The organism is Enterobacter sp. IF2SW-B1 (assembly GCF_001743375.1).
GTDB classification, from domain to species: domain Bacteria; phylum Pseudomonadota; class Gammaproteobacteria; order Enterobacterales; family Enterobacteriaceae; genus Enterobacter; species Enterobacter bugandensis.
Window position 1 is genome coordinate 289,299 of the sequence record NZ_MJAA01000003.1, and the last position, 26,570, is coordinate 315,868.

A 26,570-nucleotide genomic window follows, 5' to 3' on the forward strand; every position below is an offset into this window, starting at 1 on the left:
GTTCAACTTTACGTAGGATCGGATTCTGGACATGTGTCCATGTTTAAAATGAAAAGGAAATTTATGTTTCGTCAGTGGTTAGCGTTAGTAATTATCGTGCTGGTGTACATCCCGGTGGCGATTGACGCGACGGTGCTGCACGTGGCGGCGCCGACATTGAGCATGACGCTGGGTGCCAGCGGTAACGAATTGTTGTGGATCATTGATATTTACTCGCTGGTGATGGCGGGGATGGTGCTGCCGATGGGTGCCCTGGGTGACCGCATTGGCTTTAAACGCTTGCTGATGATCGGCAGCACGCTGTTTGGCCTGTCGTCCCTGGCGGCCGCGTTTGCACCGTCGGCAGGGTGGCTGATAGCGGCGCGCGCCTCGCTGGCGATCGGTGCGGCAATGATCATTCCGGCTACGCTTGCGGGGATCCGCACGCTGTTTACCGACGCGAAAGATCGCAACATCGCGCTCGGCGTCTGGGCGGCAGTGGGTTCCGGCGGGGCGGCGTTTGGTCCGCTGATTGGCGGTATGCTGCTCGAGCATTTTTACTGGGGATCGGTGTTTTTAATCAACGTGCCGATTGTGCTTATTGTCGTTACCCTTGCCGCGCGCTTTGTCCCGCAGCAGGAAGGGCGTCCTGAGCAGCCGTTAAATATCAGCCATGCGCTCATGCTGATTGTGGCGATTTTGCTGCTGGTCTACAGTGCCAAAACCGCGCTCAAAGGCGTCCTGTCGCCGTGGCTGGTTGCCTCCGCGCTGGTGACCGGCTCGGTGCTGCTGTTTATCTTCGTGCGTATTCAGCTTCGCGCCCGCGTGCCGATGATCGATATGCGCCTGTTCTGCCATCGCATCATTCTGAGCGGCGTGGTAATGGCGATGACCGCCATGATTGCCCTGGTCGGGTTTGAGCTGCTGATGGCCCAGGAGCTGCAGTTTGTTCACGGCTTTACGCCGTTCGAGGCGGGCATGTTTATGCTCCCGGTGATGGTGGCAAGCGGATTCAGCGGGCCGATTGCCGGTGTGCTGGTGGGCCGCCTGGGGCTGCGCATTGTCGCTGCCGGGGGGATGGGGCTTAGCGCTGTCAGCTTCATCGGCCTGTCGATGCTTGATTTCAGCACGCAGCAGTGGCAGGCGTGGGGGCTGATGGTTCTGCTTGGCTTTAGCGCCGCAAGCGCGCTGCTGGCCTCGACCTCCGCCATTATGGCTGCCGCGCCGAAGGAGAAAGCCGCTGCCGCAGGGGCGATTGAAACCATGTCCTATGAACTGGGCGCCGGGCTGGGGATCGCTATTTTTGGTCTGCTGTTGACCCGCAGCTTCTCGGCGTCCATTGACCTGCCGCAGGGGCTGAATGCCTCGCTCGTCGATAAAGCCTCGTCATCCATTGGTGAAGCGATGAAGGTGGCGCAGGAGCTGACGCCGTCCCTCGCGGAGCCGGTGATTGAGGCGGCGAAAAGTGCGTTTATTACCTCCCACAGCGTGGCGCTGGGGTGTGCGGGCGGAATGCTGCTGTTGCTGGCAGTGGGGATCTGGTTTAGCCTGGCGAAGGTGCCGAAGCCGTAAAACACGCCCGGTGGCGCTGCGCTTACCGGGCCTACGGGCGCGGTTGTCCGAGCCGCGCCACCCGGTTTATTTTTCCTGGGCCGCGGACAGGACGCTGTGCAACAGCACGTTCGCACCTTTCTCCGACCACTCTGGCAGGATCCTTTCCGCTTCGTTATGGCTGATGCCCTTCACGCAGGGGATAAAAATCATGCTGGCAGGGGCAATTTTGCTCACATAGCAGGCGTCATGTCCCGCGCCGGAGACCATCGGTTTCGCCGAGTAGCCCAGTTCCGCCACGGCCTTCTCCGTGCGGGCCAGACATTCGGCATCAAACGCGATGGGGGCGTAGTCAAAAATGCGCTCAACGACAGCCGCCACGCCGCGCAGGCTCAGGCTTTCAGCCACCTTATGCAGCGCCGCCTCCATGGCTTCCAGTGCCGTCAGCGCCGGATGGCGAAACTCCACGCTGCAGACCACCCGAGACGGCACGACGTTGCGCGAGTTTGGCGTAACCTGCGCCATACCGATGGTCGCACGTCCGTCCGGCGCGTGCCGATAGCCAATCTCCTCCACCTTCAGCGCCAGCTCCGAGAACGCGGTCAGCGCGTCGCGTCGGCTGTGCATTGGCGTGGTGCCCGCGTGGGCGGCAAACCCGTCCAGCGTCAGGGTAAACCAGCGCTGGCCCATTGCCGCGCGGACTAACCCGATATCCAGGGCTTCATCTTCCAGAATCGGGCCCTGTTCGATGTGCAGCTCGTAGCAGGCGTGAACCGGAAACGCGCGGGCAGGGGCTTCACCCCGGTAGCCGATGCTTTCCAGCGCTTCACCCACGCTGATACCGTCGCTATCCGCGCGGGCATGGGCGTACGCTTCGCTAAATTGCCCCGTCCAGACCCCTGAAGCGAGCATGGCTGGCGCAAAGCGCGCGCCTTCTTCGTTGGTCCAGTTGACCAGCACGATGTCACGCTCCGTCTCAAGGTGATGGTCATTGAGGGTGCGCAGCAGCTCCAGCCCGGCCAGTACGCCGTAAACCCCGTCGTAGTACCCTCCCAGCGGCTGGGTATCCACGTGCGAACCGGTCATGACCGGCGCGAGTTGCGGGTTTTTCCCCGCGCGGCGGATAAACATATTGCCCATGCTGTCGACGTCACAGGTAAAACCGGCGTCCAGCGCCCAGTCGCGCAGCAGGTTACGCGCAATACGATCCTCCTCGCTCAGTGCCAGACGGGTGACGCCACCGGCGGGCGTGCCGCCGATCTGCGCCATCATCTCAAGCGTTGACCACAGCCGTTCGGCGTTGACGCGGATCATGGCTTGTCCTTACCGCTGCGGTAGCGGAAATCACAGCACGCACCGCCCTGCATAATGGTCGTGGTGCGGGTTAGCTCTACGTCCGGCGCATAGCCAACGATGAATTTTTCATCGCGCGCGCAGGAGAGCAGATGACCGATCTCGCCCAGCCCCATCTCGTGGTACATCTCCGCGTAGCGACAGCGGGTCACGTTGTAGTTGTACTGCTGGTCGTCAGCGTCGATCACCTTCACGTCCAGGGCGTTATCTTTCTCCCACAGATACTGCAGGGCGATAAAGCTCTTGATGTTCGCGCCGTTGGGTTCTTTGCTGGCAAACCCTTTACCAGCGTCAATCGCGGCCTGCTCAATGGCCTCGCCAATCACCGCCTGGGCGCGGGCTTTCCCTATCTCGCGCACCAGGATTTCATAAATTGGCTTAATAATTTCAGCTTCAATTTTGCGGCGGGCGAGAATGCCCAGCTCATTATTATCACTCATCACATTGCCTCGCTGCGTTACTTCGCTTTTGCGCCGCCCAGCACGGTCTGCGGCTGCCATTTGCCGTCGACAACCTTATAGACCGTGAACGACGGCGATTTCAGGTTGCCCTCTTTATCAAACGCGATCTGTCCGGTAACGCCGGAATAGCTGATGGCGCGCAGGGCGGGCAGATAGTCTGATGGCTCAACGGAGTCTGCTTTTTCCATCGCCGCAACCAGCACGCGGGTGGCGTCATAGGCGAACGGGGCGTGCAGTTCGATATGGGTGTGATAGCGGGCCTGGTAGGCCTGTTCGAATGCCTTTCCACCCGGCATCTGGTCAACGGGCAGGCCCGGCTCCAGCGCCACAACGCCTTCGCCTTCTTTCTGCGCCAGCTTCAGGAACGTCTGGCTGACGAATCCGCCTGCGCCCATCAGCGTGGCATTCATGCCCAGCTGTTTAATGCGGCGAGCCAGCGGTGCGGCCTGGCTGTCGACGCCGCCGAAGAAGATCAGATCGGCGTTTTTACTGCGGATGGCGGTCAGCACGGCGCTGAAATCGACCGTTTTGTCATCCACGTACTGACGGTCGACAATTTTCACGCCCTGGGCTTCCAGCGATTTAATAAACTGGTCTGCAAGCCCCTGACCGAAGGCGGTACGGTCGTCGATCACCGCAATGCGTTTGGCTTTCAGGGTGTTAACCGCGTACTGACCGGCGAGCTGGCCGCCGTCATCGTCGTGTCCCATCACGCGGAAGCTGGTATCAAAACCTTGTTGCGTATAGGCGTGACCGGTCGCGACCGGTGCTACCTGGGCGATGCCCGCATCGTGATAAACGCGGGCCGCTGGAATGCTGGTGCCGGTGTTCCAGTGGCCGACCACGCCCGCCACATCGCTGTCCACCAGACGCTGCGCGACGGCTACGGCAGTGCGCGGGTCAGACTGATCGTCTTCGGACTGCAGTTTGAAGGTGACCGCTTTGCCGCCGATGGTCGGATGCTGCTTGTTAACGTCGTCAATGGCCAGCTGCGCGCCGTTCTCCAGATCTTTCCCGATACGGGCGGACGGGCCGGTGAGCGGGCCTGCCAGACCGATAACCACGGTTTCACCGTCGGCGGCCCACGAGGACGTTGAGGCAAAACCGCCGAGCAGAATAGCGGCGCTGAGCGCGCTGATTTTTAATGTTTTCATTGTATTTCCCTGATGTTGGCTGATGTGGTTAAACGGGCATTTCGCCCAAATAAATGTGTGCAATCTGGTCGTCGTGAAGCAGTGCTGTCGATTCGCCATGATGAACAATGCTGCCGCTGTCCATCACCCATGCGCTGTCGGTCACTTCCAGCGCGAGCCGGGCGTTTTGTTCGATCAGCAGCAGGGCGACACCGCGCTCGCGCAGCCCGGCAATAACGGCAAATATGTTCTCGACCATCTTCGGGGCAAGGCCCATCGACGGCTCGTCGAGGATCAGCAGGCGCGGGCGGCTGAGGAGGGCGCGGTTAAGGGCCAGCAGCTGTTGCTCGCCGCCGGACAGCAGCCCGGCAAGCTGATGCTGGCGCTCGCCCAGACGCGGGAAGCGTTCGAAAATCTCGTTCATCTCGCGCTTAATGGTGACAGTGTCACGTCTTAGCCAGGCGCCCATCTGCAGGTTTTCCAGTACCGTCATGCGGGAGAAGATCCCGCGGCCCTCCGGGACCATCACCAGCCCGTCGTGAAGCAGGGTCTCCGGGCTCTGTTTGCGGACCGGCTTACCGTTGAATTCAATACTGCCGCTAAAGCTTTCCAGCCCGGTAATGGCGCGCACGGTGGAGCTTTTCCCCGCGCCGTTAGCGCCGATCAGCGTAGCCTGTTCGCCCTCGTGCAGGGTAAAGGAGACATCGCGTACGGCCTGAATGCCGCCGTAATGCACGTCCAGACGTTCTACCTTCAGTAATTCAGTCATGGGCGTTACCTCCAAGCCAGGCGGCGATCACTGCCGGATCGCGCCGCACGCTTTCCGGCGTACCGCTGGCGAGCGTTTTACCGTAATCAAGCACCGTCAGGCGATCGCAGATGCCCATCACCAGCTTGACGTCATGTTCAATCATTAGCAGGGTTTTGCCGTCATCGCGGATGCGGATGAGCAGCTCGCCGAGCGCCACTTTTTCCGCCGCGTTCATTCCGGCGGCGGGCTCGTCCAGCGCCAGCAGCAGCGGATCCGTCGCCAGCGCGCGGGCGATTTCAAGGCGACGCTGATGACCATAGGCCAGATCGCAGGCGCGATAGTGGGCGAACTGCGCAATGCCGGTATAGTCCAGCCAGTGCCAGGCCAGCTCGCGGGTCTGCTTCTCTTCCTCGCGGGCGCGTTTATGGCGGCTCAGCGCGGCCCACAGGCCGTTACGGGTGCGCACGTGGCGGCCCACCATCACGTTTTCCAGCACCGACATCTCGTTGAAGAGGCGCACGTTCTGGAAGGTGCGGGCAATCCCGGCGGCAGTGACTTTCTCTATGTGCTTTGGGAAGTAGGGCTTATCGGCAATCGAAAACTCACCGCTGTCCGCCGGATAAAGCCCGGTGATCAGGTTAAAGCAGGTGGTTTTTCCCGCGCCGTTGGGGCCAATCAGCCCGTAGATTTCCCCTCTGTTGACGGTAATCGAAACGTCATCTACGGCAGTCAGCCCGCCGAAGCGTTTTGACATGTTGCGTACGGTTAACAGGCTCATGCCTTCACCTCCTTGTGGCGTACCGGCCAGAGGCCTGACGGGCGCACCAGCATGACCAGCACCAGTGCCAGACCGTAAAACAGCTGGCGCAGCACTTCCGGGTCAATCAGTACCGTACCGAACAGCGCCTGCTGAACCGGCGCTGCCTGGCTGCGCAGCAGTTCCGGCAGGGCGGTAAGCAGTACCGCGCCCAGGATCACGCCCGGTATGTGCCCCATACCGCCCAGCACCACCATCGCCAGTACGGCAATCGATTCCTGTAAGGTGAAGGATTCCGGGGAGACAAAGCCCTGAAACGCGCCGAACAGCGCACCTGCTATGCCGCCAAAGGAGGCGCCCATCGCAAAGGCGAGCAGCTTATAGTTACGCACGTTGATGCCCATCGCGCGGGCCACGTCTTCATCCTCGCGGATGGCGTGCCAGGCGCGGCCAATACGGGAATGCTGCAGGCGCAGGCAGACAAAAATAATCGCTACAATCACCAGCATCAGCAGGTAGTACCACAGCCACAGGGCGGGCACTTTGAAACCAAACCAGTGGTAGACGCCGCTAAACTTCAGGCCGAACAGGTTCAGCGTATCCACCCCGGTAATGCCCTTTGCGCCGTTGGTGATGTTTACCGGACGGTCGAGGTTGCGCATCAGGATGCGGATAATTTCGCCAAAGCCGAGGGTCACTATCGCCAGGTAGTCCCCGCGCAGCTTCAGCGTGGGCGCACCGAGTAAAATCCCGCAGACTGCCGCCACGAGGGCCGCCAGCGGAATAATAAGCAGATACGAGGTGTGCAGCCCGTCCGGGAACCAGACGCTGAGGATCGGAAACACCTCCAGCAGGTGTGGGGAGGCCATCAGTGCCGCGAGGTAGGCGCCGACGGCGTAAAAGGCGATAAAGCCCATGTCCAGCAGGCCGGTATAGCCGACCACAATATTGAGCCCGAGCGCCAGCATGATGTAGAGCAGGGCGAAGTCGATAACGCGCACCCAGTAGTTGCCGCCGAGCTGCGTGGCCACCACGGGTGCAATCAGCAGCGCGAGGCAGAACAGGCTCATGCCTGACCAGAATTTGCGCGTCGTCGCCGGGGCCTGAATTTGAAGTGTTGTCATGGTATTCCTTACGCCCTGTGCGCTACGCGCTCGCCCAGCAGGCCAGCCGGACGGAAGACCAGCACCAGGATCAGCACCATAAAGGCAAAGACATCCTGATAGTTGCTGCCAAATACACCGTGGGTCAGTTCACCCAGGTAGCCTGCGCCCAGCGCTTCGATAATGCCGAGCAGGATGCCGCCAATCATGGCACCCCGAATGTTGCCAATGCCCCCCAGCACGGCGGCGGTAAAGGCCTTGATCCCGGGTAAAAAGCCCATCGAGAAGCTGGCGTTACCGTAGTTGCTGGCCATCATTACGCCTGCCAGCGCGGCAAACGCCCCGCCAATGGCAAACGTCAGGGTGATAATGGCGTTTGGGTTAACCCCCATCAGCGTGGCCACGCGCGGGTTTTCCGCCACGGCGCGCATGCCGCGCCCCAGGCGGGTGTATTCCACCAGCAGCCAAAGCCCGGTCATCACCGCCAGCGCCAGCGCCACGGTGACAATACCGGTAACGGTCACGATGGCGGGAGGGTGCATTTCACTTCCTGACGTCACGGTAATCGGATCCATGGGCAAGATCTGCGGAAACATCAGCGGGTTGCGCGTCCAGATAATCATCGCCACGGTTTGCAGCAGGACGGAGACGCCGATACCCGAGATCAGCGGCGCCAGGCGCGGAGCGTTGCGCAGTCGACGGTAGGCAAAGCGCTCCACGGCCATGGCCAGTAGGGCGCACACGGCCATGGCAATCATCAGGGCAACGCCGAGCTGCAACAGCAGCGGCATATGCGGGAAGGTGGTATTCAGGGCGTTAATGGCGGAGAGCGTGGTGAGCGCGCCGACCATCAGAATATCGCCGTGGGCAAAGTTAATAATGCGCAAAATGCCATACACCATGGTATAGCCCAGCGCGATCAGCGCGTAGATGCTTCCCAGCATCACACCGTTGATCAGTTGTTGTATGAGTGTATCCAACGTCTGTTCCCGCAAAGTGCTCGTTCTGCGGCTACCATCCAATAAATGAATTAAATTGTAAAATACGCATCTATTATTTCTTATGATAAATAAATATTGTTTTATGTTTATGATTTAAATGAAAATAGTTAATGCCTGCTTTTGGGTAAAAAGCCTAAAGAAATCAACATATGAATAAAACAGAACAATTGGTGAGCCTGACGGCGTTTGCAGAGAGCCGCCTGGCAAACGATCCGCCGCTTCGGGCCGTACGTGCATTCGAGGCCATCGCCAGGCTGGGGAGCGTCACGCTGGCCGCGCAGGAGCTGGATATCTCTCCGTCGGCCGTCAGCCATCAGCTCAAGGTGCTCGAAGGATACCTGCAAATGCCGCTCACGGAACGTCAGGGACGCAGGCTGGTGCTGAGCCAGCACGGGCGGGAATATTACCGCTCGATCCGTGCGGCCTTTAACGTGTTGCGCCAGGCGACGGAGCACCTGGCGGAGCAGGCGCAAACGCGTCAGGTCACCATCAGCCTGATTCCGCTTTTTGGTATGGGGTGGTTTATCCCGCGCTTGCCTGCGTTCATGCGCGCCAATCCCCAAACCGAGATCAACGTGGTGTATGCCAATCACCGTAACTATCTGAGCGACGCGTCGGATATGTCGATTCGTTTTGGTAACGGGCAGTGGGCGGGGTATCAGAGTGAAAAGCTGATTTCCGGCCAGATGGTGCCGGTGTGCAGCCGCGCGTTTTTGCGCGTACATGGCCATATCGACACGCCTGAACAGCTGCTGCAAATGCCGCTGCTGCACGATGAAGAGCGTACGAGCTGGACGCAGTGGTTTTTGTTGCAGGGGGTAAAACGTCCACTCCGGCGCAGCGGCCCGCTGTTTGAAGACGGGCTGTTGACGCTGGCGGGCGTTCAGGCCGGGCTGGGATGTGCGCTCATGCGGGAGCCGCTGATTGCGCCATATCTTGAGAGCGGCGAGCTGGTCAAGATATTTGACTTACCGATTGATGACGGGCGCGATTATTACCTCTGCGTGCGCTCAGATTCAGAGATGACCGAAGACGGCAAGCTGCTGCAAACCTGGCTGCGTCGGGCGGCAGGCGGGGAGTTGTCTGTCGGGTAAAAGCGGAAGATAAAAAAAGCCAGCGTGTTACGCTGGCTTTTTGACAGACAAGATTTTAGAACTGGTAGGTCAGACCCAGCGCCACGATGTTGTCGGTACCGATACCTGCCTGGCGAGTGAACTGGTTGTCGTCCAGCAGGTTGATTTTGTAATCCACGTAGGTGGACATGTTTTTGTTAAAATAGTAGGTGGTGCCGACATCAATGTATTTAACCAGATCCTGGTCGCCGAAGTTCTCGATGTCTTTACCTTTAGACTGCAGGTAAGCGATGGATGGACGCAGGCCAAAGTCGAACTGATACTGAGCCACAACTTCGAAGTTTTGCGCCTTGTTTGCAAAGCCGTAGATGTCGCTGCGGTTACCGTTAGAGGTGCCGAAACGGGTTGCGTTATAGGTCTGAGAGTACTGCGCCGCGAGATAAACGTTGTTCGCGTCGTACTTCACGCCGCCGCTGTACACTTCAGCGCGGTCGCCTTCACCGTATACGCCAGCCGCATTCTGGTCAGCGGTACGGCGAGAGGAAGACATTGCACCACCGACGCTGAAGCCTTCACCCAGATCGTAAGTCAGGGACGCGCCGTAGCCGTCGCCGTTCTGGTTCAGCAGGCTGCGGCCGTTGGTGTTTTCACCGCTTACGCTGCCGTTTTTACCCTGGTACTGCAGGGCAAAGTTCAGGCCGTCAACCAGACCGAAGAAGTCCTGGTTACGGTAAGTTGCCACGCCGTTTGCACGAGACTGCAGGAAGTTGTCGGCACCGTAGGTGTCACCGCCGAATTCTGGCAGAACGTCGGTCCAGGAGGTCACGTCGTAAATCACGCCGTAGTTACGACCGTAATCGAATGAACCGGCTTCAGCGAACTTCAGACCTGCGAAGGCCACACGGGTCCAGGACTGGTTGTCGCCTTCGTCCTTGTTACCCTGAATCTGGTATTCCCACTGGCCATAACCGGACAGCTGGTCGTTAACCTGGGTTTCACCCTTGAAGCCGATACGCATGTAGGTTTTATCACCGTCTGCGCCTGCGTCATCAGAGAAATAGTGCAGACCTGTCACTTTACCGTACAGATCCAGCTTGTTACCGTCTTTGTTATAAATCTCAGCTGCGTTTACAACGCCTGCTGCCAACATGGAAGTGACTGCCACTGCAACTAATTTAAGTTTCATCTTAAATATTCCTTATAATTTTTTTCAGTATTTCCTGAACCATCGCGAACGATTTCTAAACGAGGCTGTTCGTCAACGGCGTGCTATTTTTAAAAATCTTGTAGTTGTCTTTCAATAATAAGTTTCAAAATATGAGTAATAATTTCATTTAGTGTGATCGAGATCGGGTTAATGACGGCTGAATAAAATATTGTGGCGATTATTTAATCAGAATGAGTTTATTTTTTGGCAACCATGATGGCGAATATTATTGCATTTCGTGTTATTAACAGCGGTAATATTCGCAGGGAAGTAGTTACGCAGCGGTGTCAGGTTATGTCAATTTGATGTCGGGGGAATTGACGAAGGAAGCTAATATAAACAGAACATCAACAAATGCACTAATGTTCTGATTAATATATTACGATGTGATCACATATTAAATTTATGTTAATTTTTCTGCCGGATTTAATCGAACCCGGCATAAATCTGGACCCTATTTTCGTGTAGCGTACCAGCAGAGCAATGACCCGGCGCAGACCATCAGCGCGCCCTGCCAGAACGAAAAAGAGAGGGGTGAGCTTAGCAGCACGGCTGCAAGCACGGCAGAGAGCACGGGAGTAAAATAGGATACGGCAGCCAGCACCGTGACGTTACCGTGCAGAATGCCAATATTCCATGCCGCATAGCCAAACCCAAGCGCAATGCCGCACATAACGAGCTTCACGATAACCGGAAAGCTGAACACCATTTCTGGCTGATCGCTAAGGGTATATTTCACCCACAGGCTCAGCGCAGTGAGCAAAACAAAGAGGGTAATACCGTTTTGCCCTTTGGCAAATTTGGCGGTTACGGTGCAGTAGGCGGCCCAGATAAATGCTCCGGCAAAGGCAAGCGTATAGCTAAGGGGATTAGAGACGACATTGCGGATTATTTCATCAATGTGTAATCCTTGCTCACCTCCTAATACCCAACACACGCCGAGCAGAGCGATAGCTAAACCGGGGACGACCCACAGCGTTGATTTCTGTCCGTTGAATAAAATAGCAAAGACGATCGTCAGGCTCGGCCAGAGATAATTAACCATACCGACTTCTATGGCCTGCGCTCGCGTGGCGGCATAGCCTAACGACAACGCCAGACAAATTTCGTAACTGACAAACAGTACGCTGCCTGCAATAAGATACCCAGGTGAAAAACGTTTAATATCAGGAAATCCTACCGTTACCAGGCACAATAACCCACTGAGGGTGTAAATCATCGCCGCGCCGCCGACGGGCCCCAACCCCTCGCTTACGCTGCGAATCAGGCCCACCATTGTGCTCCATAGCAGTATCGCCGCCAGCCCCGTGAGCGTTGCTCTCTTTCTGTCCATTACGTTTTCATCGCTAATAAAATCAAAGGGAAAATGTATAGCATTAATTCTGACCCTGTCGCGAATTATTCTCTTACGTGTTTAACCCTTAAGGGGTATTCAAACGCGGCAGCGGTGACTATTAAGGGGGCGACGTCAGGCGACCTTGATTTGACGCAAAAAAAACAGGGGCTTTAATGTTAGTTTGCGGCGCGAAGTCTTATCAGATAACGAGGACAACAATGGACGTCAGCCGCAGACAATTTTTCAAAATCTGCGCGGGCGGTATGGCCGGAACCACAGCCGCAATGCTGGGATTTGCTCCCAAAATGGCGCTGGCTCAGGCACGCAACTATAAGCTGCTGCGTGCGAAAGAGATCCGTAACACCTGCACATACTGCTCCGTGGGTTGTGGGCTATTGATGTATAGCCTGGGCGATGGCGCGAAGAACGCCAGAGAAGCGATTTACCATATTGAAGGGGATCCGGATCATCCGGTGAGCCGTGGGGCGCTGTGCCCGAAAGGGGCGGGACTGCTGGACTATGTCCACAGCGAAAACCGCCTCCGCTACCCGGAATACCGCGCGCCGGGCTCCGACAAATGGCAGCGCATCTCCTGGGATGAGGCGTTCTCCCGTATTGCAAAACTGATGAAAGCCGACCGTGACGCCAACTTTATTGAAAAGAACGAGCAGGGCGTGACGGTCAACCGCTGGCTCTCTACCGGGATGCTGTGCGCATCTGCGGCAAGCAATGAAACCGGCATGCTGACGCAAAAATTTGTGCGCTCTCTCGGCATGCTGGCGGTAGACAACCAGGCGCGCGTCTGACACGGACCAACGGTAGCAAGTCTTGCTCCAACATTTGGTCGCGGTGCGATGACCAACCACTGGGTTGATATTAAAAACGCCAACGTCGTGGTGGTGATGGGCGGTAACGCCGCTGAAGCCCATCCGGTGGGATTCCGCTGGGCGATGGAAGCGAAAAACAACAACGATGCGACGCTCATCGTCGTCGATCCGCGCTTTACGCGTACGGCATCGGTGGCCGATATCTATGCGCCGATCCGCTCCGGTACGGACATTACGTTCCTCTCCGGCGTGCTGCTGTACCTGATCGAAAACAACAAAATTAACGCGGACTACGTTAAGCATTACACCAACGCGAACCTGCTGGTGCGGGATGATTTTGCTTTCGATGACGGGCTGTTCAGCGGCTATGACGCTGAAAAACGCCAGTACGACAAAACGTCCTGGAACTATCAGTTCGATGAAAACGGCTATGCGATGCGGGATGAAACGCTGACGCATCCGCGCTGCGTGTGGAACCTGCTGAAGCAGCACGTTTCCCGCTATACGCCGGACGTGGTGGAGAACATCTGCGGCACGCCGAAAGCGGACTTCCTGAAGGTGTGCGAGGTGCTGGCCTCCACCAGCGCCGCTGACAGAACCACCACGTTCCTGTATGCGCTGGGCTGGACGCAGCACACCGTGGGCGCGCAGAACATCCGTACCATGGCGATGATCCAGCTGCTGCTCGGCAACATGGGGATGGCCGGTGGCGGCGTGAACGCCCTTCGCGGACACTCTAACATTCAGGGCTTAACCGATCTCGGCCTGCTCTCCACCAGCCTGCCGGGCTACCTGACGCTGCCCTCGGAAAAGCAGGCCAGTCTGCAAGCGTATCTTGAAGCTAATACGCCAAAAGCAACGCTGCCGGACCAGGTAAACTACTGGAGCAACTATCCGAAGTTCTACGTCAGCCTGATGAAATCCTTCTACGGCGACGCGGCGCAGAAGGAGAACGACTGGGGCTTTGAGTGGCTGCCCAAGTGGGACCAGGCTTACGACGTCATTAAGTATTTCAACATGATGGATAAGGGCGACGTCACCGGTTATATCTGCCAGGGCTTTAACCCGGTGGCGTCATTCCCGGATAAAAACAAAGTCGTGCGCAGCCTGAGCAAGCTCAAGTACATGGTGGTTATCGATCCGCTGGTGACCGAGACCTCCACCTTCTGGCAGAACCACGGGGAATCCAACGATGTCGATCCGGCGTCGATTCAGACCGAAGTGTTCCGCCTGCCGTCCACCTGCTTTGCGGAAGAGGACGGCTCTATTGCCAACTCCGGCCGCTGGCTGCAATGGCACTGGAAAGGGCAGGACGCACCGGGCGAAGCGCGTAACGACGGCGAAATCCTGGCCGGCATTTATCATCGTCTGCGCGAAATGTACCGCAGCGAAGGCGGCAAAGGCGCTGAGCCGCTGCTGAAGATGAGCTGGCACTACAAGCAGCCGGATCGTCCTGAGTCTGAGGAAGTCGCGAAAGAGAACAACGGCGTGGCGCTGGCGGATCTCTACGACACCAATGGCAGCCTGGTGGCGAAGAAAGGCCAGCTGCTGAACAGCTTTGCGCTGCTGCGTGACGACGGTACCACGGCATCGTCCTGCTGGATCTACACCGGCAGCTGGACGGAGCAGGGTAACCAGATGGCGAATCGCGATAACGCTGACCCGTCAGGCCTGGGCAACACGCTGGGCTGGGCATGGGCGTGGCCGCTGAACCGTCGCGTGCTGTACAACCGCGCGTCGGCGGATATCAACGGCAAGCCGTGGGATCCGAAACGGATGCTGATCCAGTGGAACGGGGCGAAGTGGACGGGGAACGACATTCCGGATTACAACACCGCCGCGCCGGGCAGCAACACCGGACCATTCATCATGCAGCCGGAAGGGCTGGGGCGTCTGTTCGCCCTCAACAAGCTGGCAGAAGGGCCGTTCCCGGAACACTACGAGCCGATGGAAACGCCGCTGGGGACCAACCCGCTGCACCCGAACGTGGTCTCAAGCCCGGTGGTGCGCATCTACGAAGAGGACGTGCTGCGCTTAGGCAAAAAGGACAAATTCCCGTACGTGGGGACGACCTACCGCCTGACCGAGCATTTCCACACCTGGACCAAGCACGCGCGGCTTAATGCCATCGCGCAGCCGGAACAGTTTGTGGAGATAAGCGAAACGCTGGCGAAGGCGAAAGGCATTGCCAACGGCGATCGCGTCAAGGTAAGCAGCAAGCGCGGCTTTATTCGCGCGGTGGCGGTGGTGACCCGTCGCTTGCAAAGTCTGAACGTGCACGGCCAGCAGGTGGAAACCGTCGGTATCCCGCTGCACTGGGGCTTTGAAGGGGTGGCGCAGAAAGGCTATATCGCCAACACCCTGACGCCAAACGTCGGCGATTCCAACTCGCAAACGCCGGAGTACAAAGCGTTTCTGGTCAACATCGAGAAAGCGTAAGGAGCGATTAAATGGCGATGGAAACACAAGACATTATTAAACGCTCCGCGACCAACCCGATCACCCCCGCGCCTCGCGCGCGGGACTATAAGGCAGAGGTCGCCAAGCTTATCGACGTCTCCTCCTGCGTGGGCTGTAAGGCCTGCCAGGTGGCCTGCTCAGAGTGGAACGACATTCGCGACGAGGTGGGGCACTGCGTCGGGGTTTACGATAACCCGGCGGATCTGAGCGCCAAATCCTGGACGGTGATGCGCTTTAGCGAAACCGACCAGAACGGCAGGCTGGAGTGGCTGATCCGCAAGGACGGCTGTATGCACTGTGAAGATCCGGGCTGCCTGAAGGCGTGTCCGTCTGCCGGTGCGATAATTCAGTACGCCAACGGGATCGTCGACTTCCAGCAGGATAACTGCATCGGCTGCGGCTACTGCATCGCGGGCTGTCCATTTAATATCCCACGCCTCAATAAAGAGGATAACCGGGTATACAAATGCACCCTGTGCGTGGACCGCGTCAGCGTCGGGCAGGAGCCTGCGTGCGTGAAGACCTGTCCGACCGGGGCGATCCACTTCGGCACCAAAAAAGAGATGCTCGACGTGGCGCAAGAGCGCGTGGAGAAGCTGAAAGCGCGCGGCTACGACAAGGCGGGCATTTACAACCCGCAGGGCGTGGGCGGCACGCACGTGATGTACGTGCTGCATCACAACGACCAGCCGGAGTTGTATCACAACCTGCCGAAAGATCCGGCGATCGATACCTCCATCAACCTGTGGAAAGGGGCGCTTAAACCGCTCTCAGCGGCGGGCTTTATCGCCACCTTTGCGGGGCTGATCTATCACTACATCGGTATCGGCCCGAATAAAGAGGTGGATGACGACGAGGAGGAGCATCATGAGTAAGTCGAAAATGATAGTGCGCACCAAATTTGTCGATCGCGCCTGTCACTGGACGGTAGTCATTTGCTTCTTCCTGGTGGCGGTATCCGGCATTTCGTTCTTCTTCCCGACGCTGCAGTGGCTAACGGAAACCTTCGGGACGCCGCAGATGGGGCGCATTCTGCACCCGTTCTTCGGCGTGCTGATTTTCGTGGTGCTGATGTTTATGTTCGTGCGCTTTGTCCATCACAATATTCCGGACAAGCAGGACATCCCGTGGGTGAAAGGAATTGTCGAAGTCCTGAAGGGTAACGAGCATAAAGTCGCGAAGGTTGGGAAATACAATGCCGGACAGAAGATGATGTTCTGGACCATCATGAGCATGATTTTTGTGCTGCTGGTGACCGGCGTGATTATCTGGCGTCCGTATTTTGCCCAGTATTTCCCGATTCAGGTGATTCGCTACGCGCTGCTGATCCACGCGACGTCGGCCATCATCCTGATCCACGCCATCCTGATCCATATGTATATGGCGTTCTGGGTGAAAGGATCGATTAAAGGGATGATCGAAGGGAAGGTGAGTCGCCGCTGGGCGCAGAAACACCACCCGCGCTGGTATCGTGATGTGGAACGGCTGGAGGCGAAACAGGAAAGTACGGAAGGAATGAAGTAAGACCTGCGCCGTCGGCTCTGCCCGGCGGCGCTGCGCTTGCGCGGGCCTTCATGTGTTAGTCAATAAACGATCAATTGCCGCTATAACGTCATGACGTGCGTTGCGTAAATTACAAACAAAGTCTTTAGGGTTGATTTTATTGTTGTTAATGTTTGTTATCATCGGTGAATAAATCAGAAACGTTTCAAAGTCGATATTTATCCCCGGAGCCAGATGGCTTTGCCATAACGGCAACTTATTATTTCTCGCGAGCGGTACAATTACGCGTGTGGCAAGATCATCATAACAATCATCCTGAATGAGCATATAATAGGGAAGTTTGTCCCGTGTAGCCGCAGATGTATTACGGTAAACATTAAATTGTCTCAGCATTAAAGCACCCTGAAAAACTCATCATCAGTGATGGTTCCGTGTTTCTCCACAAAATCATTCATTGCCCGTATAAATGCACGATCCTCTTCTGATGGCTGCCGCCGCCTGGTTGAATTTTGTTCTGCATGACACAAGGGCTTACGCGATGTGATGTTCTGGCCCAGCTCTGCTTCTGTGGTATGTTTCATCGTTATCTCCTTTGTTGGTGCGGTCATTATCAACCGCCGCCAACAAAAAACAATACTGTATCCCCTGGTAATCTATATTCTGCGAACCGCCTTCCAATTATATCAGAATCGCTCCTCTACATACCGGAACGGGTATTTTGTGGGTTTAACTTTGCCGATTTTGCGCTTCGGTAAATCCACCTTGTCGACGTGAATTTCTTTATACGGGATCTGCGAAAGCAGATGCGAAATAATATTCAGACGCACGCGTTTTTTATCTTCAGAACGGGCGACAAACCACGGTGCCCAGGCTGTATCGGTGGCTTCAAACATGGCGTCGCGCGCGCGGGTGTATTCGTCCCAGAGGTTAAAGGATTTAATATCCATCGGCGACAGCTTCCAGATCTTACGCCCATCGTTAATGCGGTCGCGCAGGCGCCGCTCCTGCTCTTTCGGCGTTACCTCCAGCCAGTACTTCAGCAGGATAATTCCTGCATCGACCATCGCTTTTTCCATGACCGGCGCGCCGTCCAAAAATTTCTCCGCCTGTTCCTCCGTGCAGAACCCCATCACCCGCTCCACGCCTGCGCGGTTATACCAGCTGCGATCGAATATCACGATTTCACCCGCCGAGGGCAGGTGAGGCACATAGCGCTGGAAGTAGAGCTGGCTTTTCTCTTTATCCGTTGGGGCAGGAAGCGCAACAACGCGAAACACGCGGGGGCTGACGCGCTCGGTGATCGCTTTAATGGTGCCGCCTTTGCCGGCGCCATCGCGTCCTTCAAAAACAATACACACCTTCAATCCTTTGGCGACGACCCACTGCTGGAGCTTAACCAGTTCGACGTGCAGGCGGCGGAGCTCTTTTTCATACTCTTTGGTCTTAAGGGGGGCATTCGATACGACATCAACAGCGACAGGGGTTTTCTTTTTGCTTCCCATGATTGTCATCCTCAGGTTGTCCGGCGTGGAAAAAGCGAGGCCGCACTATGAAGTGTAATCCACCTGAATTAATGGATTAATGTGTCAGCCAGCTGATTTGAACTGGCTCACCATACAAGATTATTTAATAATGCCCTCGCAATTGATTAACCGGTGGTTGAGGCATGAAAAAGACAATATTTTCGTTGGCGCTTGGCACATTTGGCCTGGGTATGGCTGAATTTGGCATTATGGGGGTGTTAACCGAACTGGCGCACGACACCGGCATTTCGATTCCCTCCGCCGGGAATATGATCTCGTTTTATGCCTTCGGCGTGGTGATTGGCGCGCCGATTGTGGCGCTGTTCTCCGGCAAGTTCTCGTTAAAAACGACGCTGCTGTTTCTGGTTGCCATGTGCGCAGTCGGAAATGCCCTGTTTACGTTTTCTACGTCGTATTTCTGGCTAGCGCTGGGGCGTTTGATCTCCGGTTTTCCGCACGGGGCCATTTTTGGCGTCGGGGCGATTATCCTCTCTAAAATTGCGCCACCCGGGAAGGTGACGGTCGCGGTGGCCGGGATGATCGCCGGGATGACCGTGGCCAACCTGGTGGGCGTCCCGCTCGGCACCTGGCTGGGGCACCAGTTCAGCTGGCGCTATACCTTTTTCCTGATTGCTGCGTTCGACGCGCTGGTTATCCTCTCGGTTCTGCTCTGGGTGCCGGATATCCATGACAAATCAGAAATCAAATTGTCCGAGCAGTTCCACTTCCTGAAGAAACCGGAACCCTGGCTGATTTTTGCCGCCACCATGTTTGGCAATGCTGGCGTGTTCGCGTGGTTCAGCTTCGTTAAGCCGTTTATGGTCAACGTTTCTGGCTTTTCCGAAGGGATGATGACGGCCATCATGATGCTGATGGGCCTTGGCATGGTCTTGGGCAATCTGCTGAGCGGCAAACTCTCGGGGCGCTTTAGCCCGCTGCGCATTGCGGCCATCACCGATATGGTGATTGTCGCCTCGCTGCTGCTGCTTTTCGCCCTGGGCGAACTGAAAACGGCCTCGCTGGTGATGGGCTTTATCTGCTGTGCCGGGCTGTTTGCGCTCTCTGCACCGCTGCAAATTTTGCTTCTGCAAAATGCGAAGGGCGGTGAGATGCTGGGGGCGGCCGGAGGGCAGATGGCGTTTAATCTCGGCAGCGCGATCGGGGCGTACTTTGGTGGGATGATGATTACCCTCGGCTTTAGCTGGCGCTACGTCACGCTGCCTGCGGCGTTCCTCTCGTTCTCGGCCATGAGCGCGCTGTTGATCTACGGTTACCTGCGGGCCAGACAGGCTCAGGCTAACGCTCGCGCGCTAGCCTGATTGTATTCAGGCAAGCCAGGGCTCACCCAGCGTCAGCATCAGGCGGTTGGCCCAGGCGAAGAACGCAGCGGACTGCACCAGGTCCAGCTGGGCTAAGGTGTCCAGCCCCTCTTTTTCCAGAGCGGCGAGGTGCAGCGGCGTGGCGGCAGGCGAGGTAACCGACAGCGCTGCCGCAAAATTAATTTCCGCCTGCCAGCGCGCAGATTGCCCCTCGCTCAGGGAGCGTCCCGGACGCACGGCCAGCAGGGCCTCTACCGCCGCGTCATCCTTTGACAGCTGGCTGGCTTTGCGCGCATGGACAGAGGCGCAGTAGATGCAGCCGTTAATTTTACTGGTTACCGTTGCGGCCAGCTCGCGCTCGGCGCGCGGCAATCCCCCCGGCGTATAAAAAATTCCTTTATCCGTTAGCGTGCGCTGTTCAAGCACCGGCAGGTTGCGCCCCAGCAGGCGGAAGTAGTCGGAATCGGTATGGCCAAATTTCGCCAGAACGGCAACCTCGTCATCACGGAAGTCCGCCAGCGGTTTGGCGTCGATCCACGGCTCCCAGCCCAGCTCCTGCTGGGTGAACGCGACGGGAGCCGTCTTCCCGGAGACCGTGGCTGCGGTTGTATGCCAGATGCCTGCCGCCACCGGCGCATCGCTTGCCACCACCGGCTTGTCATTTAGCAGCCGCAGCCCGGCGACGAGTCGGCTCTGAAAGCTGACAAACGCAACAAGCTGCGCCAGGGTAACAATGCCTTCCTTGCTCCAGCCCGCCCGGGTCAGCGCCGTCAACGCGGACGGCGTGGCTTCGACGGGAGAGAACGTCAGCAGGCGCGCGAAGTGCAGCGCCGGGGTCAGGCGTTCGGATGTTGGGTCGGCCAGGCCAAACCCCGCATAGTGCGCGGCCAGCGCCTCCGCGTTGTGCCACCTGGCGACTTTTGCCGCGACGGCGAAGCGCTCGTCCAGCGCAAAATCGCTATCCTGCTGGGTAAATAAGATTTCATAGCTGCCCTGGGCGTGGCGCGTGGCGGCGTCCCGCGTGGCGCGCGCCTCTGCCAGAGGGGAACCGGGTTTAATTTCCGCCAGCTCGGCGAGAATGTCCTGACTTAATGACATAGGTGTCTCCTCAAAGGATGTGGGGGGCAATATGTTCGGCGATCAGTTCGATGGATCGCAGCGTGTCGCGATGGGTGGGCTCGACCGAATGAACCTGGAACGAGATATCCGTGGCGCGCCTGAGAACGGAGTCCGCATGCAGTGAACGCAGCACCGTCTCTGGCGAACCGATATGGGCGTCGAACTGGCGACGAAAATCTGTGACAGTGTCACCTTTAACCGCGTGTCCGGCAGCGCGATGCTGCTGGGCCTGCCTGGTGAGACCCGGCGTGGCGACCTTCAGCGCGTAGTCATCGCTGTCGGCGACGAACGCCGTGCGGGAGGCCAGAATACGCGGCGCAATGCCCGCAGGCAGCGCATCAAGGTAGGCATCCACAATCGGGTTCTGGATCGCGTCGAGCGTCAAATCCAACTGGTCTGCCGGGCGCGGCTGCGTGCGGGAGAGCATCAAACCGTGTCCGGCCCGCGCGGCGCGAACGGCACCGTCGACGGAAAAGGTGGCAATCCAGATCCGTTCAGCCAGCTGTGGCGCTGGCGGGTAGAGGTGATTATCCGGATGGGTAAGCGAATCCCCGCGCCAGGCGCTCTGGATCACATGCAAATGGTCAGCAAAGGCCGCGCCGCGCTGTTCAAACGTCAGTCCAAACGGCAGGAAAGAGGTCGGCGTGCCGCCCGAACCAAAACCTACTTCGAGACGACCATCGGCGAGTAAATCCAGCACCGCCGCATCTTCCGCCACGCGCAGCGGGTTTTCCATCGGCAGGGTAATGATGGCCGTGCCCAGGCGGATGGTTTCGGTATGCGCCGCAACGTGGGCCAGAAACAGCAGCGGCGATGGCAGACCGCCTTCACTTTCGTGGAAGTGGTGCTGCGCGATCCAGGCGCTGTCAAAACCGTGGCGTTCGGCGTGGCGGATCTGTTCGGTTGCCAGACGATAGCGCTCCTTCGGCGTGGCGTCGTCAAGCAGGCGGGTGAAAAATCCCAGGCGTTTTCGCGTCATGCGAACTCCTCCGTAGCGGGTGAAAAATGGGGAATGGCGGCAATCAGCTCGCGGGTATAGTCGTTCTGTGGCGACGTGAATAAGGTCTCGACGTCACCGTGTTCGACCACCTGACCGCTGCGCAGCACCGTGACGCTGTGGGCGATCCGGCGGACGGTAGAGAGATCGTGCGTGATAAAGAGGTAGGTCAATCCCAGCTGCTGCTGCAGCTGCTGAAGCAGTGCCAGAATCTGCGCCTGTACGGTGACGTCCAGCGCGGAGGTGGCCTCGTCCAGCACCAGAATAGTCGGCTCCAGAATAAGCGCCCGGGCGATGGCTACGCGCTGGCGCTGCCCGCCTGAAAGCTCCCTTGCGGTGCGGGTCAGGAGTTCAACGGGCAGGGCAACCCGCTGCGCCACGGTCTCTACACGGAGCTTGCGCTCCGCCTTAGCGAGGCGAGCAAAGTTCTTCAGCGGCTCTTCGATGATCTCGAACAGCGTCTGACGCGGGTCGAGAGAGGCGAACGGGTTCTGGTAGACAAACTGGATCTTCTGGCGCAGCTGGCGTCGGGCCTCGCGGCTGAGATCGGTGGCATCAATATCATCAATAATGACCTGTCCGCTGTCCGCCTGTTCAAAACCCAGCAAAATACGGGCGAGGGTGGTTTTCCCGGAGCCGGATTCACCGACCAGCGCATGCGTGCTGCCGCGCCTGACGTCAAACGCCACCCGATCCAGCGCCTGAAGATGATGACCTTTGCCCAGCGAGAACCGTTTGCTGATGGCGCGGGCGCGAATGGCCGGTGACGCCAGCGGAAGGCCCGCTACCGGGGCGATGGTCAGGCGCTGGCCCTGAAGATCGCTCAGTAGCTGACGGGTATAGGCGTGCTGCGGCGTGCGGACAATGTCGGCGGTGTCGCCGTGCTCCTGAACCTCGCCGTTGCGAAACACCAGCAGCCTGTCCGCGCGCTGGGCAGCCAGCGCCAGATCGTGGGTGACAAACAGAACCGCAGTACCCGATTCCCGACGCAGGACATCCAGCAGATCGAGAATGCGTTTTTGCACCGTCACGTCCAGCGCGCTGGTGGGCTCATCGGCAACGATCACGTCCGGGCGCAGGGCAATGGCGATGGCAATCAGCACGCGCTGTTTCATCCCGCCGGAGAGCTGATGCGGATACTGCTTCATGCGCTGTTCGGGATGGCTCAGGCCGACCTTTGTCAGCAGGGCGAGCACCTGCTCGTCGCGCTGGAGTGCCGTTACCTTTTGGTGCTGCTGAATAATTTCCCCGACCTGTACGCCGATCGTCTTCACCGGGTTGAGTGAATTACCCGGATCCTGCGGAACCAGGCTGATTCGCGCGCCGCGAAGGGTATCGAGACGCTTCGCTGACCACCGGCTAATTTCCTCGCCGTTGAGCACGATTTTCCCGGCATCGCGTCGGGCGTTATCCGTCAGCAGACCGATGATCGCCTGTGCCGTGGTTGTTTTGCCTGAGCCGGATTCACCGACAAAGGCCAGCATTTCCCCCCTTAGGAGGGTGAAGCTGACGTTATGCACCACCTCACGCCACTGGCGCGCGGTACGGTAGCTGATGGTCAGGTTTTCTACCGAGAGTACGGTCATTTCAGGCCTCCGCTGAACTGCTGGCTGATACGGTTGGTGGCAAGCACGACGGCGATGACGACCACGCCGGGGAAGGTAGTTAACCACCAGGCGGTAGAGAGATAGTTACGGCCTTCGGCAATCAATAAGCCCCATTCCGGAACGGGCGGCGGGGTGCCGTAGCCGAGAAAGCTCAGCGTGGAGAGGGCCAGAATGGCCTGACCAAACTGCAGCGTGGCAAAGGCGAGAACGGCGGTTAAGGCGTTGGGCAGGATGTGTCGCCACAGGACCGCCAGGAACGTCCCGCCGCTGCCAAACGCCGCCTCGACATAATCCGTATGGCGGATGCGCACCACTTCACCCCGCGCGAGGCGGGCGAAGCTGGCGATGGAGGCCACGCCGACGGCAATGGCGGCGTTAACGGTGCCAAACCCGAGCAGAATAATGACCGTCAGCGAGAGCAGCAGAGACGGAATGGACAACAGCACGTCGACAAAACGCATCAGGAAAGATTCGACGCGTCCGGCGAACGCGCCGGCGATCACCCCCAGACCGGTGCCCACCACCAGCCCCATCGTGACGGCAGCGAGCGCTGCGCTCAGGGAGTGGGACGCACCATACACAATGCGGGTGTAAACATCGCGGCCAAGCTGATCGGTGCCGAGCCAGTGGCCCGCCTGCGGTGCCAGACGTTGCGCTCCGGCGATGCCTTCAATCGGGCTGTATTGGGTTAACAGGCCGGGGGCTACGGCAGCAAAAATAGCGAGAATAATCACCGCCCACGCCAGCCACAGTCCCGGCTGCCACGCGACGCCGTGCCAGCCGGGAACGCGTTTTCGCGCGGCGGCAGCGTAATCGACCAGGCTCATGATGCACCTCCGGTAACGGTTTGCAGACGGGGATCCAGCAGCGGCATCAGCAGGTCCACCAGCAGATTGATCAGGACAAAGCCGAGAGCGGAAATCATCACCACCGCCTGAAGCACGGCAATGTCCTGGTTGTTCACCGCCTGCTGGGTCAGCTGCCCGAGCCCGCTGCGGCCAAATACGGTTTCGGTGATCAGCGCTCCGGCAATCAGTTCGCCCAGCAGCAGCCCGGCAATATTGAGTACCGGCAGCAGCGCGTTGCCGGTGACGTGGCGCCACAGGACGGCGGTTTCACTCAGCCCTTTGGCGCGGGCGACGGCGACAAACGGCTGCGTCGCCACCTGGTCCAGGCTGCGCATCAGAATTTGCGCCAGCGGGGCGGAGATCGGGATCGCGACGGTGACGATCGGCAGGATCAGCCCCTGCAGCGGCGTCGGGTTAATCACCGGAATGAGCCGCAGCTGAAAAGAAAAAAGCTGAATGAGGGCAATCCCCAGCCAGAACGTGGGTAAGGAGATAAACAGGACCGGCAGAGACTGGAGGGTATTACTCAGCCAGCGCAGACCCGGCAGACGCGACGCAAAGGCCAGCGCAAACGCCAGCAGGACCGCGAGTAAAAAAGCGGGCAGGGCGAGGCTCAGGGTATCCGGCAGATTGCTGGCAATCAGCTCGCTGACCGGCACCCCTGCCTGTAATGAATAGCCGAAATCTCCGCGCAGCATCGCCAGCAGCGTGTGGCCGTATTGCTGCCACAGCGGGCTGTCCGCGCCGTAGGCCACGCGCATCTCCTCGATTTGCGCCGGGCTTAGGCCCAGGTCCGGGTTCTGAAATTTAATCAGCACCGCGTCGCCAGGCAGCACCTGGAGCAACACGAACGAGAGGGTAAAGGCGGCCCACAGCACCAGCAGCCCGTGCCCAAGACGTTGAAGAAGTGCGTGGCGCATCGTCAGCTCCTCAGTGTTTCTCAATCCACGCGCCGTAGAACGACGGGCGGCCGACCGCTTCAAAATTGACGCCTTTCAGCCACGGCGCACCGGCAAAGACCTGTGGCTCCTCGAAAATCGGAATGACGTAGGCGTTATCCAGCAGGTAGCGCTGGGCATCGCCGGTCAGCTGCAGGCGTTTTTGCGGATCGACCTCTGAGGAGATATTTACCAGCAGCGCATTCAGCTTGTCGTCGCGGAAGCTTTTGACCTTGTCGCTGGAGCCGCCTTTTTGCAGCAGCGCGTCGCGGTTAGCCGGGTAGAACATGCTTTTCACCACGTCCGGATCGGCGCGGCCCACTTCTGAGACGGTTAACGGGGTTTTCTGTGGATCAAGGTTATCCAGCGTGCGGCTGCCAGCGTCACCGGCTTTTACGTTCAGCACTACGCCCACCTGACGCCACTGCTGGGCAACCAGCTGCAGCACCTCTTTGTTTTGCGGCTGCGGCAGGGATTCATATACCGTCAGCGCCAGCCGCTGCCCGTCTTTGGCTCGGATCCCGTCGCTGCCCGCTTTCCAGCCCGCCTCGTCCAGCAGCTGGTTGGCTTTTGCCGGGTCAAAGGTCAATTTGTCGCTGAGATCGACAAAGCCTGCGGCGGAATCGGCAATCACCGACTTCGCCTGCGGATAGTTGGCCGAGAAGAGGGTCTCGACCACCTGCTTTGCATTCGTGGCATGCAGCAGCGCCTGGCGCACGCGAATATCGGAGACCAGCGGGTTATCCGGGCGGAAGCTGATACTGTCGTTCACCCCGCGCGTTGGGGCGGCGTAGATTTTATAGCCCTGGTCTGTCGCCTGCTTTTCGTCATACGCCTGCACCTGGCGAATAAAGTCGGCCTGACCGGCCAGCAGGGCGCCGACGCGCACGCTGTCCTCCTGGGTAACGATAAACTTGATGCCATCCAGATTGGCTGGACCCTGTTGCGTCAGGCTTTTGGGCCCCCACTGGTAGTCCTTACGGGCTTCGAGCGTCACTTCGCGGCCCAGCTTCTCGTCCTTCACCACAAACGGGCCGGAGCCGATGATATGCCGGGCGTCTCCCAGCTCTTCAAAGTTGCGCTTCAGCGTGCTGAGCGAGACCAGACCCGAGCCAATCGTGGCGGTGCCCTGCAGGAAACCCGGCGACGTTTTTTTGAAGTAGAACTTCACGGTCAGCGGGTCGACCACTTCGCTGCGATCGTAGTTATTGATCACTTCTGACACCGGCAGGCGCTGCGCCTTATTGCCCAAACCGTAGGTATCAAAGTTTTTTGCTACGGCGTTGGCGTCCAGCGGCGTGCCGTCGGAGAAGGTGATCCCCGGGCGAATTTTGAAGGTGTATTCGGTTTTATCGGCGTTGGTGGTCCAGCTTTCGGCCACCCACGGTTCGACCTGCAGCGTCTTTGGGTTTTGCCACGTCAGTTTGTCGGTGATCTGGTTCAGAATGCCGCCGTTCGGATAGAAGCCGCCGGCAGGCGGATAGAGGTTGGTGTGCGCCTGTTGCTCCAGATAAATCAGCGTGCCGCCTTTGACCGGCGCATCGGCGGACCAGGCTGCGGTTGTCGTCAGAATCAGCGCCGTCAGCAGCGGCAGACGAAATGGGGTTTGCATGGTGAATTCCTTTGTTATCTTCTTGTTAGCGTCGGATTCATCATCGGGCGCGGGGGAAAACAAGGGAACAAAGGAATTAAGATAAGGATTGCCGGAAACTGAAAATAAAAAC

General features: G+C 58.3%; 24 protein-coding genes. 6 read left to right on the forward strand and 18 right to left on the reverse strand.

The annotated features are described in order from the left end of the window. Positions 1-63: 63 nt before the first annotated feature. Positions 64-1,551, forward strand: a complete 1,488-nt coding sequence (locus A6013_RS09015) for an MFS transporter (protein WP_069732906.1) — start codon at positions 64-66, stop codon at positions 1,549-1,551. 66 nt (positions 1,552-1,617) lie between these two features. Here A6013_RS09015 and A6013_RS09020 read toward each other — a convergent pair whose 3' ends face one another. The 7 genes from A6013_RS09020 to A6013_RS09050 are packed head-to-tail and all read right to left on the reverse strand — an operon-like array spanning position 1,618 to position 8,068. Continuing rightward, positions 1,618-2,844 (reverse strand): Zn-dependent hydrolase, encoded by a 1,227-nt coding sequence (locus tag A6013_RS09020; RefSeq protein WP_069732907.1) that lies wholly within the window; start codon positions 2,842-2,844, stop codon positions 1,618-1,620. Next, positions 2,841-3,323, reverse strand: a complete 483-nt coding sequence (locus A6013_RS09025) for an L-2-amino-thiazoline-4-carboxylic acid hydrolase (RefSeq protein ID WP_028013263.1) — start codon at positions 3,321-3,323, stop codon at positions 2,841-2,843. The genes A6013_RS09020 and A6013_RS09025 overlap by 4 nt, the downstream gene beginning before the upstream one ends. Before the next feature lie 17 nt (positions 3,324-3,340). After that, on the reverse strand, positions 3,341-4,498 hold the full coding sequence (locus A6013_RS09030) for a branched-chain amino acid ABC transporter substrate-binding protein (protein ID WP_069732908.1): 1,158 nt from the start codon (positions 4,496-4,498) through the stop codon (positions 3,341-3,343). A gap of 28 nt (positions 4,499-4,526) precedes the next feature. Beyond that, entirely contained in the window at positions 4,527-5,246 is a 720-nt protein-coding gene (locus A6013_RS09035) for an ABC transporter ATP-binding protein (protein ID WP_069732909.1), read from the reverse strand. Then, entirely contained in the window at positions 5,239-6,006 is a 768-nt protein-coding gene (locus tag A6013_RS09040) for an ABC transporter ATP-binding protein (RefSeq protein WP_048958777.1), read from the reverse strand. Before A6013_RS09040 ends, A6013_RS09035 begins: the two co-directional genes overlap by 8 nt. Then, a complete protein-coding gene (locus tag A6013_RS09045) occupies positions 6,003-7,109 on the reverse strand; it encodes a branched-chain amino acid ABC transporter permease (protein WP_047368619.1) in 1,107 nt (368 codons plus the stop codon). The genes A6013_RS09040 and A6013_RS09045 overlap by 4 nt, the downstream gene beginning before the upstream one ends. A gap of 8 nt (positions 7,110-7,117) precedes the next feature. Then, positions 7,118-8,068, reverse strand: a complete 951-nt coding sequence (locus A6013_RS09050; protein WP_047368618.1) for a branched-chain amino acid ABC transporter permease — start codon at positions 8,066-8,068, stop codon at positions 7,118-7,120. Between the two features lie 170 nt (positions 8,069-8,238). On the opposite strand from A6013_RS09050, the gene A6013_RS09055 reads away from it, so the two are divergent. Beyond that, positions 8,239-9,183: a LysR substrate-binding domain-containing protein gene (locus A6013_RS09055; RefSeq protein WP_047368617.1), complete on the forward strand. Its 945-nt coding sequence runs from the start codon at positions 8,239-8,241 to the stop codon at positions 9,181-9,183. A 55-nt stretch (positions 9,184-9,238) separates the two neighbouring features. On the opposite strand, the gene A6013_RS09060 is transcribed toward A6013_RS09055, so the two are convergent. Both A6013_RS09060 and yddG read right to left on the reverse strand, forming a co-directional pair. Next, on the reverse strand, positions 9,239-10,348 hold the full coding sequence (locus A6013_RS09060) for a porin OmpC (protein ID WP_028013256.1): 1,110 nt from the start codon (positions 10,346-10,348) through the stop codon (positions 9,239-9,241). Positions 10,349-10,823: 475 nt separating this feature from the next. Then, positions 10,824-11,702: an aromatic amino acid DMT transporter YddG gene (gene yddG, locus A6013_RS09065; RefSeq protein WP_069732910.1), complete on the reverse strand. Its 879-nt coding sequence runs from the start codon at positions 11,700-11,702 to the stop codon at positions 10,824-10,826. A 221-nt stretch (positions 11,703-11,923) separates the two neighbouring features. Here yddG and fdnG point away from each other — a divergent pair, with 221 nt between their 5' ends. Genes fdnG through fdnI form a run of 3 tightly spaced genes read left to right on the forward strand, consistent with a single transcriptional unit; the run spans position 11,924 to position 16,516 of the window. After that, positions 11,924-14,971 carry a formate dehydrogenase-N subunit alpha gene (fdnG, locus tag A6013_RS09075; protein ID WP_139128221.1) on the forward strand — a complete coding sequence of 1,016 codons (3,048 nt, stop codon included), beginning with the start codon at positions 11,924-11,926 and terminating at the stop codon, positions 14,969-14,971. An 11-nt stretch (positions 14,972-14,982) separates the two neighbouring features. Continuing rightward, the gene (fdxH, locus tag A6013_RS09080; protein ID WP_049138028.1) at positions 14,983-15,867 is read left to right on the forward strand and encodes a formate dehydrogenase subunit beta; all 885 of its coding nucleotides are present in this window, start codon (positions 14,983-14,985) and stop codon (positions 15,865-15,867) included. Further along, positions 15,860-16,516, forward strand: coding sequence for a formate dehydrogenase-N subunit gamma (gene fdnI / locus A6013_RS09085; protein ID WP_063437952.1), 657 nt, complete (start codon positions 15,860-15,862; stop codon positions 16,514-16,516). The genes fdxH and fdnI overlap by 8 nt, the downstream gene beginning before the upstream one ends. Before the next feature lie 48 nt (positions 16,517-16,564). On the opposite strand, the gene A6013_RS09090 is transcribed toward fdnI, so the two are convergent. The 3 genes from A6013_RS09090 to ppk2 form a co-directional block, all read right to left on the reverse strand. Continuing rightward, a complete protein-coding gene (locus A6013_RS09090; protein ID WP_047368614.1) occupies positions 16,565-16,888 on the reverse strand; it encodes a CcdB family protein in 324 nt (107 codons plus the stop codon). Beyond that, complete coding sequence (locus A6013_RS09095; RefSeq protein WP_045260590.1) at positions 16,888-17,076, reverse strand: type II toxin-antitoxin system CcdA family antitoxin; 189 nt, start codon at positions 17,074-17,076, stop codon at positions 16,888-16,890. Before A6013_RS09095 ends, A6013_RS09090 begins: the two co-directional genes overlap by 1 nt. Before the next feature lie 102 nt (positions 17,077-17,178). Continuing rightward, entirely contained in the window at positions 17,179-17,997 is an 819-nt protein-coding gene (gene ppk2 / locus A6013_RS09100) for a polyphosphate kinase 2 (RefSeq protein WP_045630464.1), read from the reverse strand. Positions 17,998-18,161: 164 nt separating this feature from the next. On the opposite strand from ppk2, the gene araJ reads away from it, so the two are divergent. Continuing rightward, positions 18,162-19,337 (forward strand): MFS transporter AraJ, encoded by a 1,176-nt coding sequence (araJ, locus tag A6013_RS09105; RefSeq protein WP_041909850.1) that lies wholly within the window; start codon positions 18,162-18,164, stop codon positions 19,335-19,337. A gap of 6 nt (positions 19,338-19,343) precedes the next feature. Here araJ and A6013_RS09110 read toward each other — a convergent pair whose 3' ends face one another. From A6013_RS09110 to A6013_RS09135, 6 genes are read right to left on the reverse strand one after another with little or no spacing between them, the layout of a single operon-like run. Continuing rightward, positions 19,344-20,435 (reverse strand): alkylhydroperoxidase domain protein, encoded by a 1,092-nt coding sequence (locus A6013_RS09110; RefSeq protein ID WP_069732912.1) that lies wholly within the window; start codon positions 20,433-20,435, stop codon positions 19,344-19,346. Positions 20,436-20,445: 10 nt separating this feature from the next. After that, positions 20,446-21,435, reverse strand: coding sequence for a putative FMN-dependent luciferase-like monooxygenase (locus A6013_RS09115; protein WP_069732913.1), 990 nt, complete (start codon positions 21,433-21,435; stop codon positions 20,446-20,448). Continuing rightward, entirely contained in the window at positions 21,432-23,039 is a 1,608-nt protein-coding gene (locus tag A6013_RS09120; RefSeq protein WP_069732914.1) for an ABC transporter ATP-binding protein, read from the reverse strand. The genes A6013_RS09115 and A6013_RS09120 overlap by 4 nt, the downstream gene beginning before the upstream one ends. Continuing rightward, positions 23,036-23,887: an ABC transporter permease gene (locus tag A6013_RS09125; protein WP_049138019.1), complete on the reverse strand. Its 852-nt coding sequence runs from the start codon at positions 23,885-23,887 to the stop codon at positions 23,036-23,038. Before A6013_RS09125 ends, A6013_RS09120 begins: the two co-directional genes overlap by 4 nt. Next, a complete protein-coding gene (locus A6013_RS09130) occupies positions 23,884-24,828 on the reverse strand; it encodes an ABC transporter permease (RefSeq protein WP_047368609.1) in 945 nt (314 codons plus the stop codon). The genes A6013_RS09125 and A6013_RS09130 overlap by 4 nt, the downstream gene beginning before the upstream one ends. A gap of 10 nt (positions 24,829-24,838) precedes the next feature. Then, positions 24,839-26,458: a TIGR04028 family ABC transporter substrate-binding protein gene (locus A6013_RS09135; protein WP_069732915.1), complete on the reverse strand. Its 1,620-nt coding sequence runs from the start codon at positions 26,456-26,458 to the stop codon at positions 24,839-24,841. Positions 26,459-26,570 lie beyond the last annotated feature (112 nt).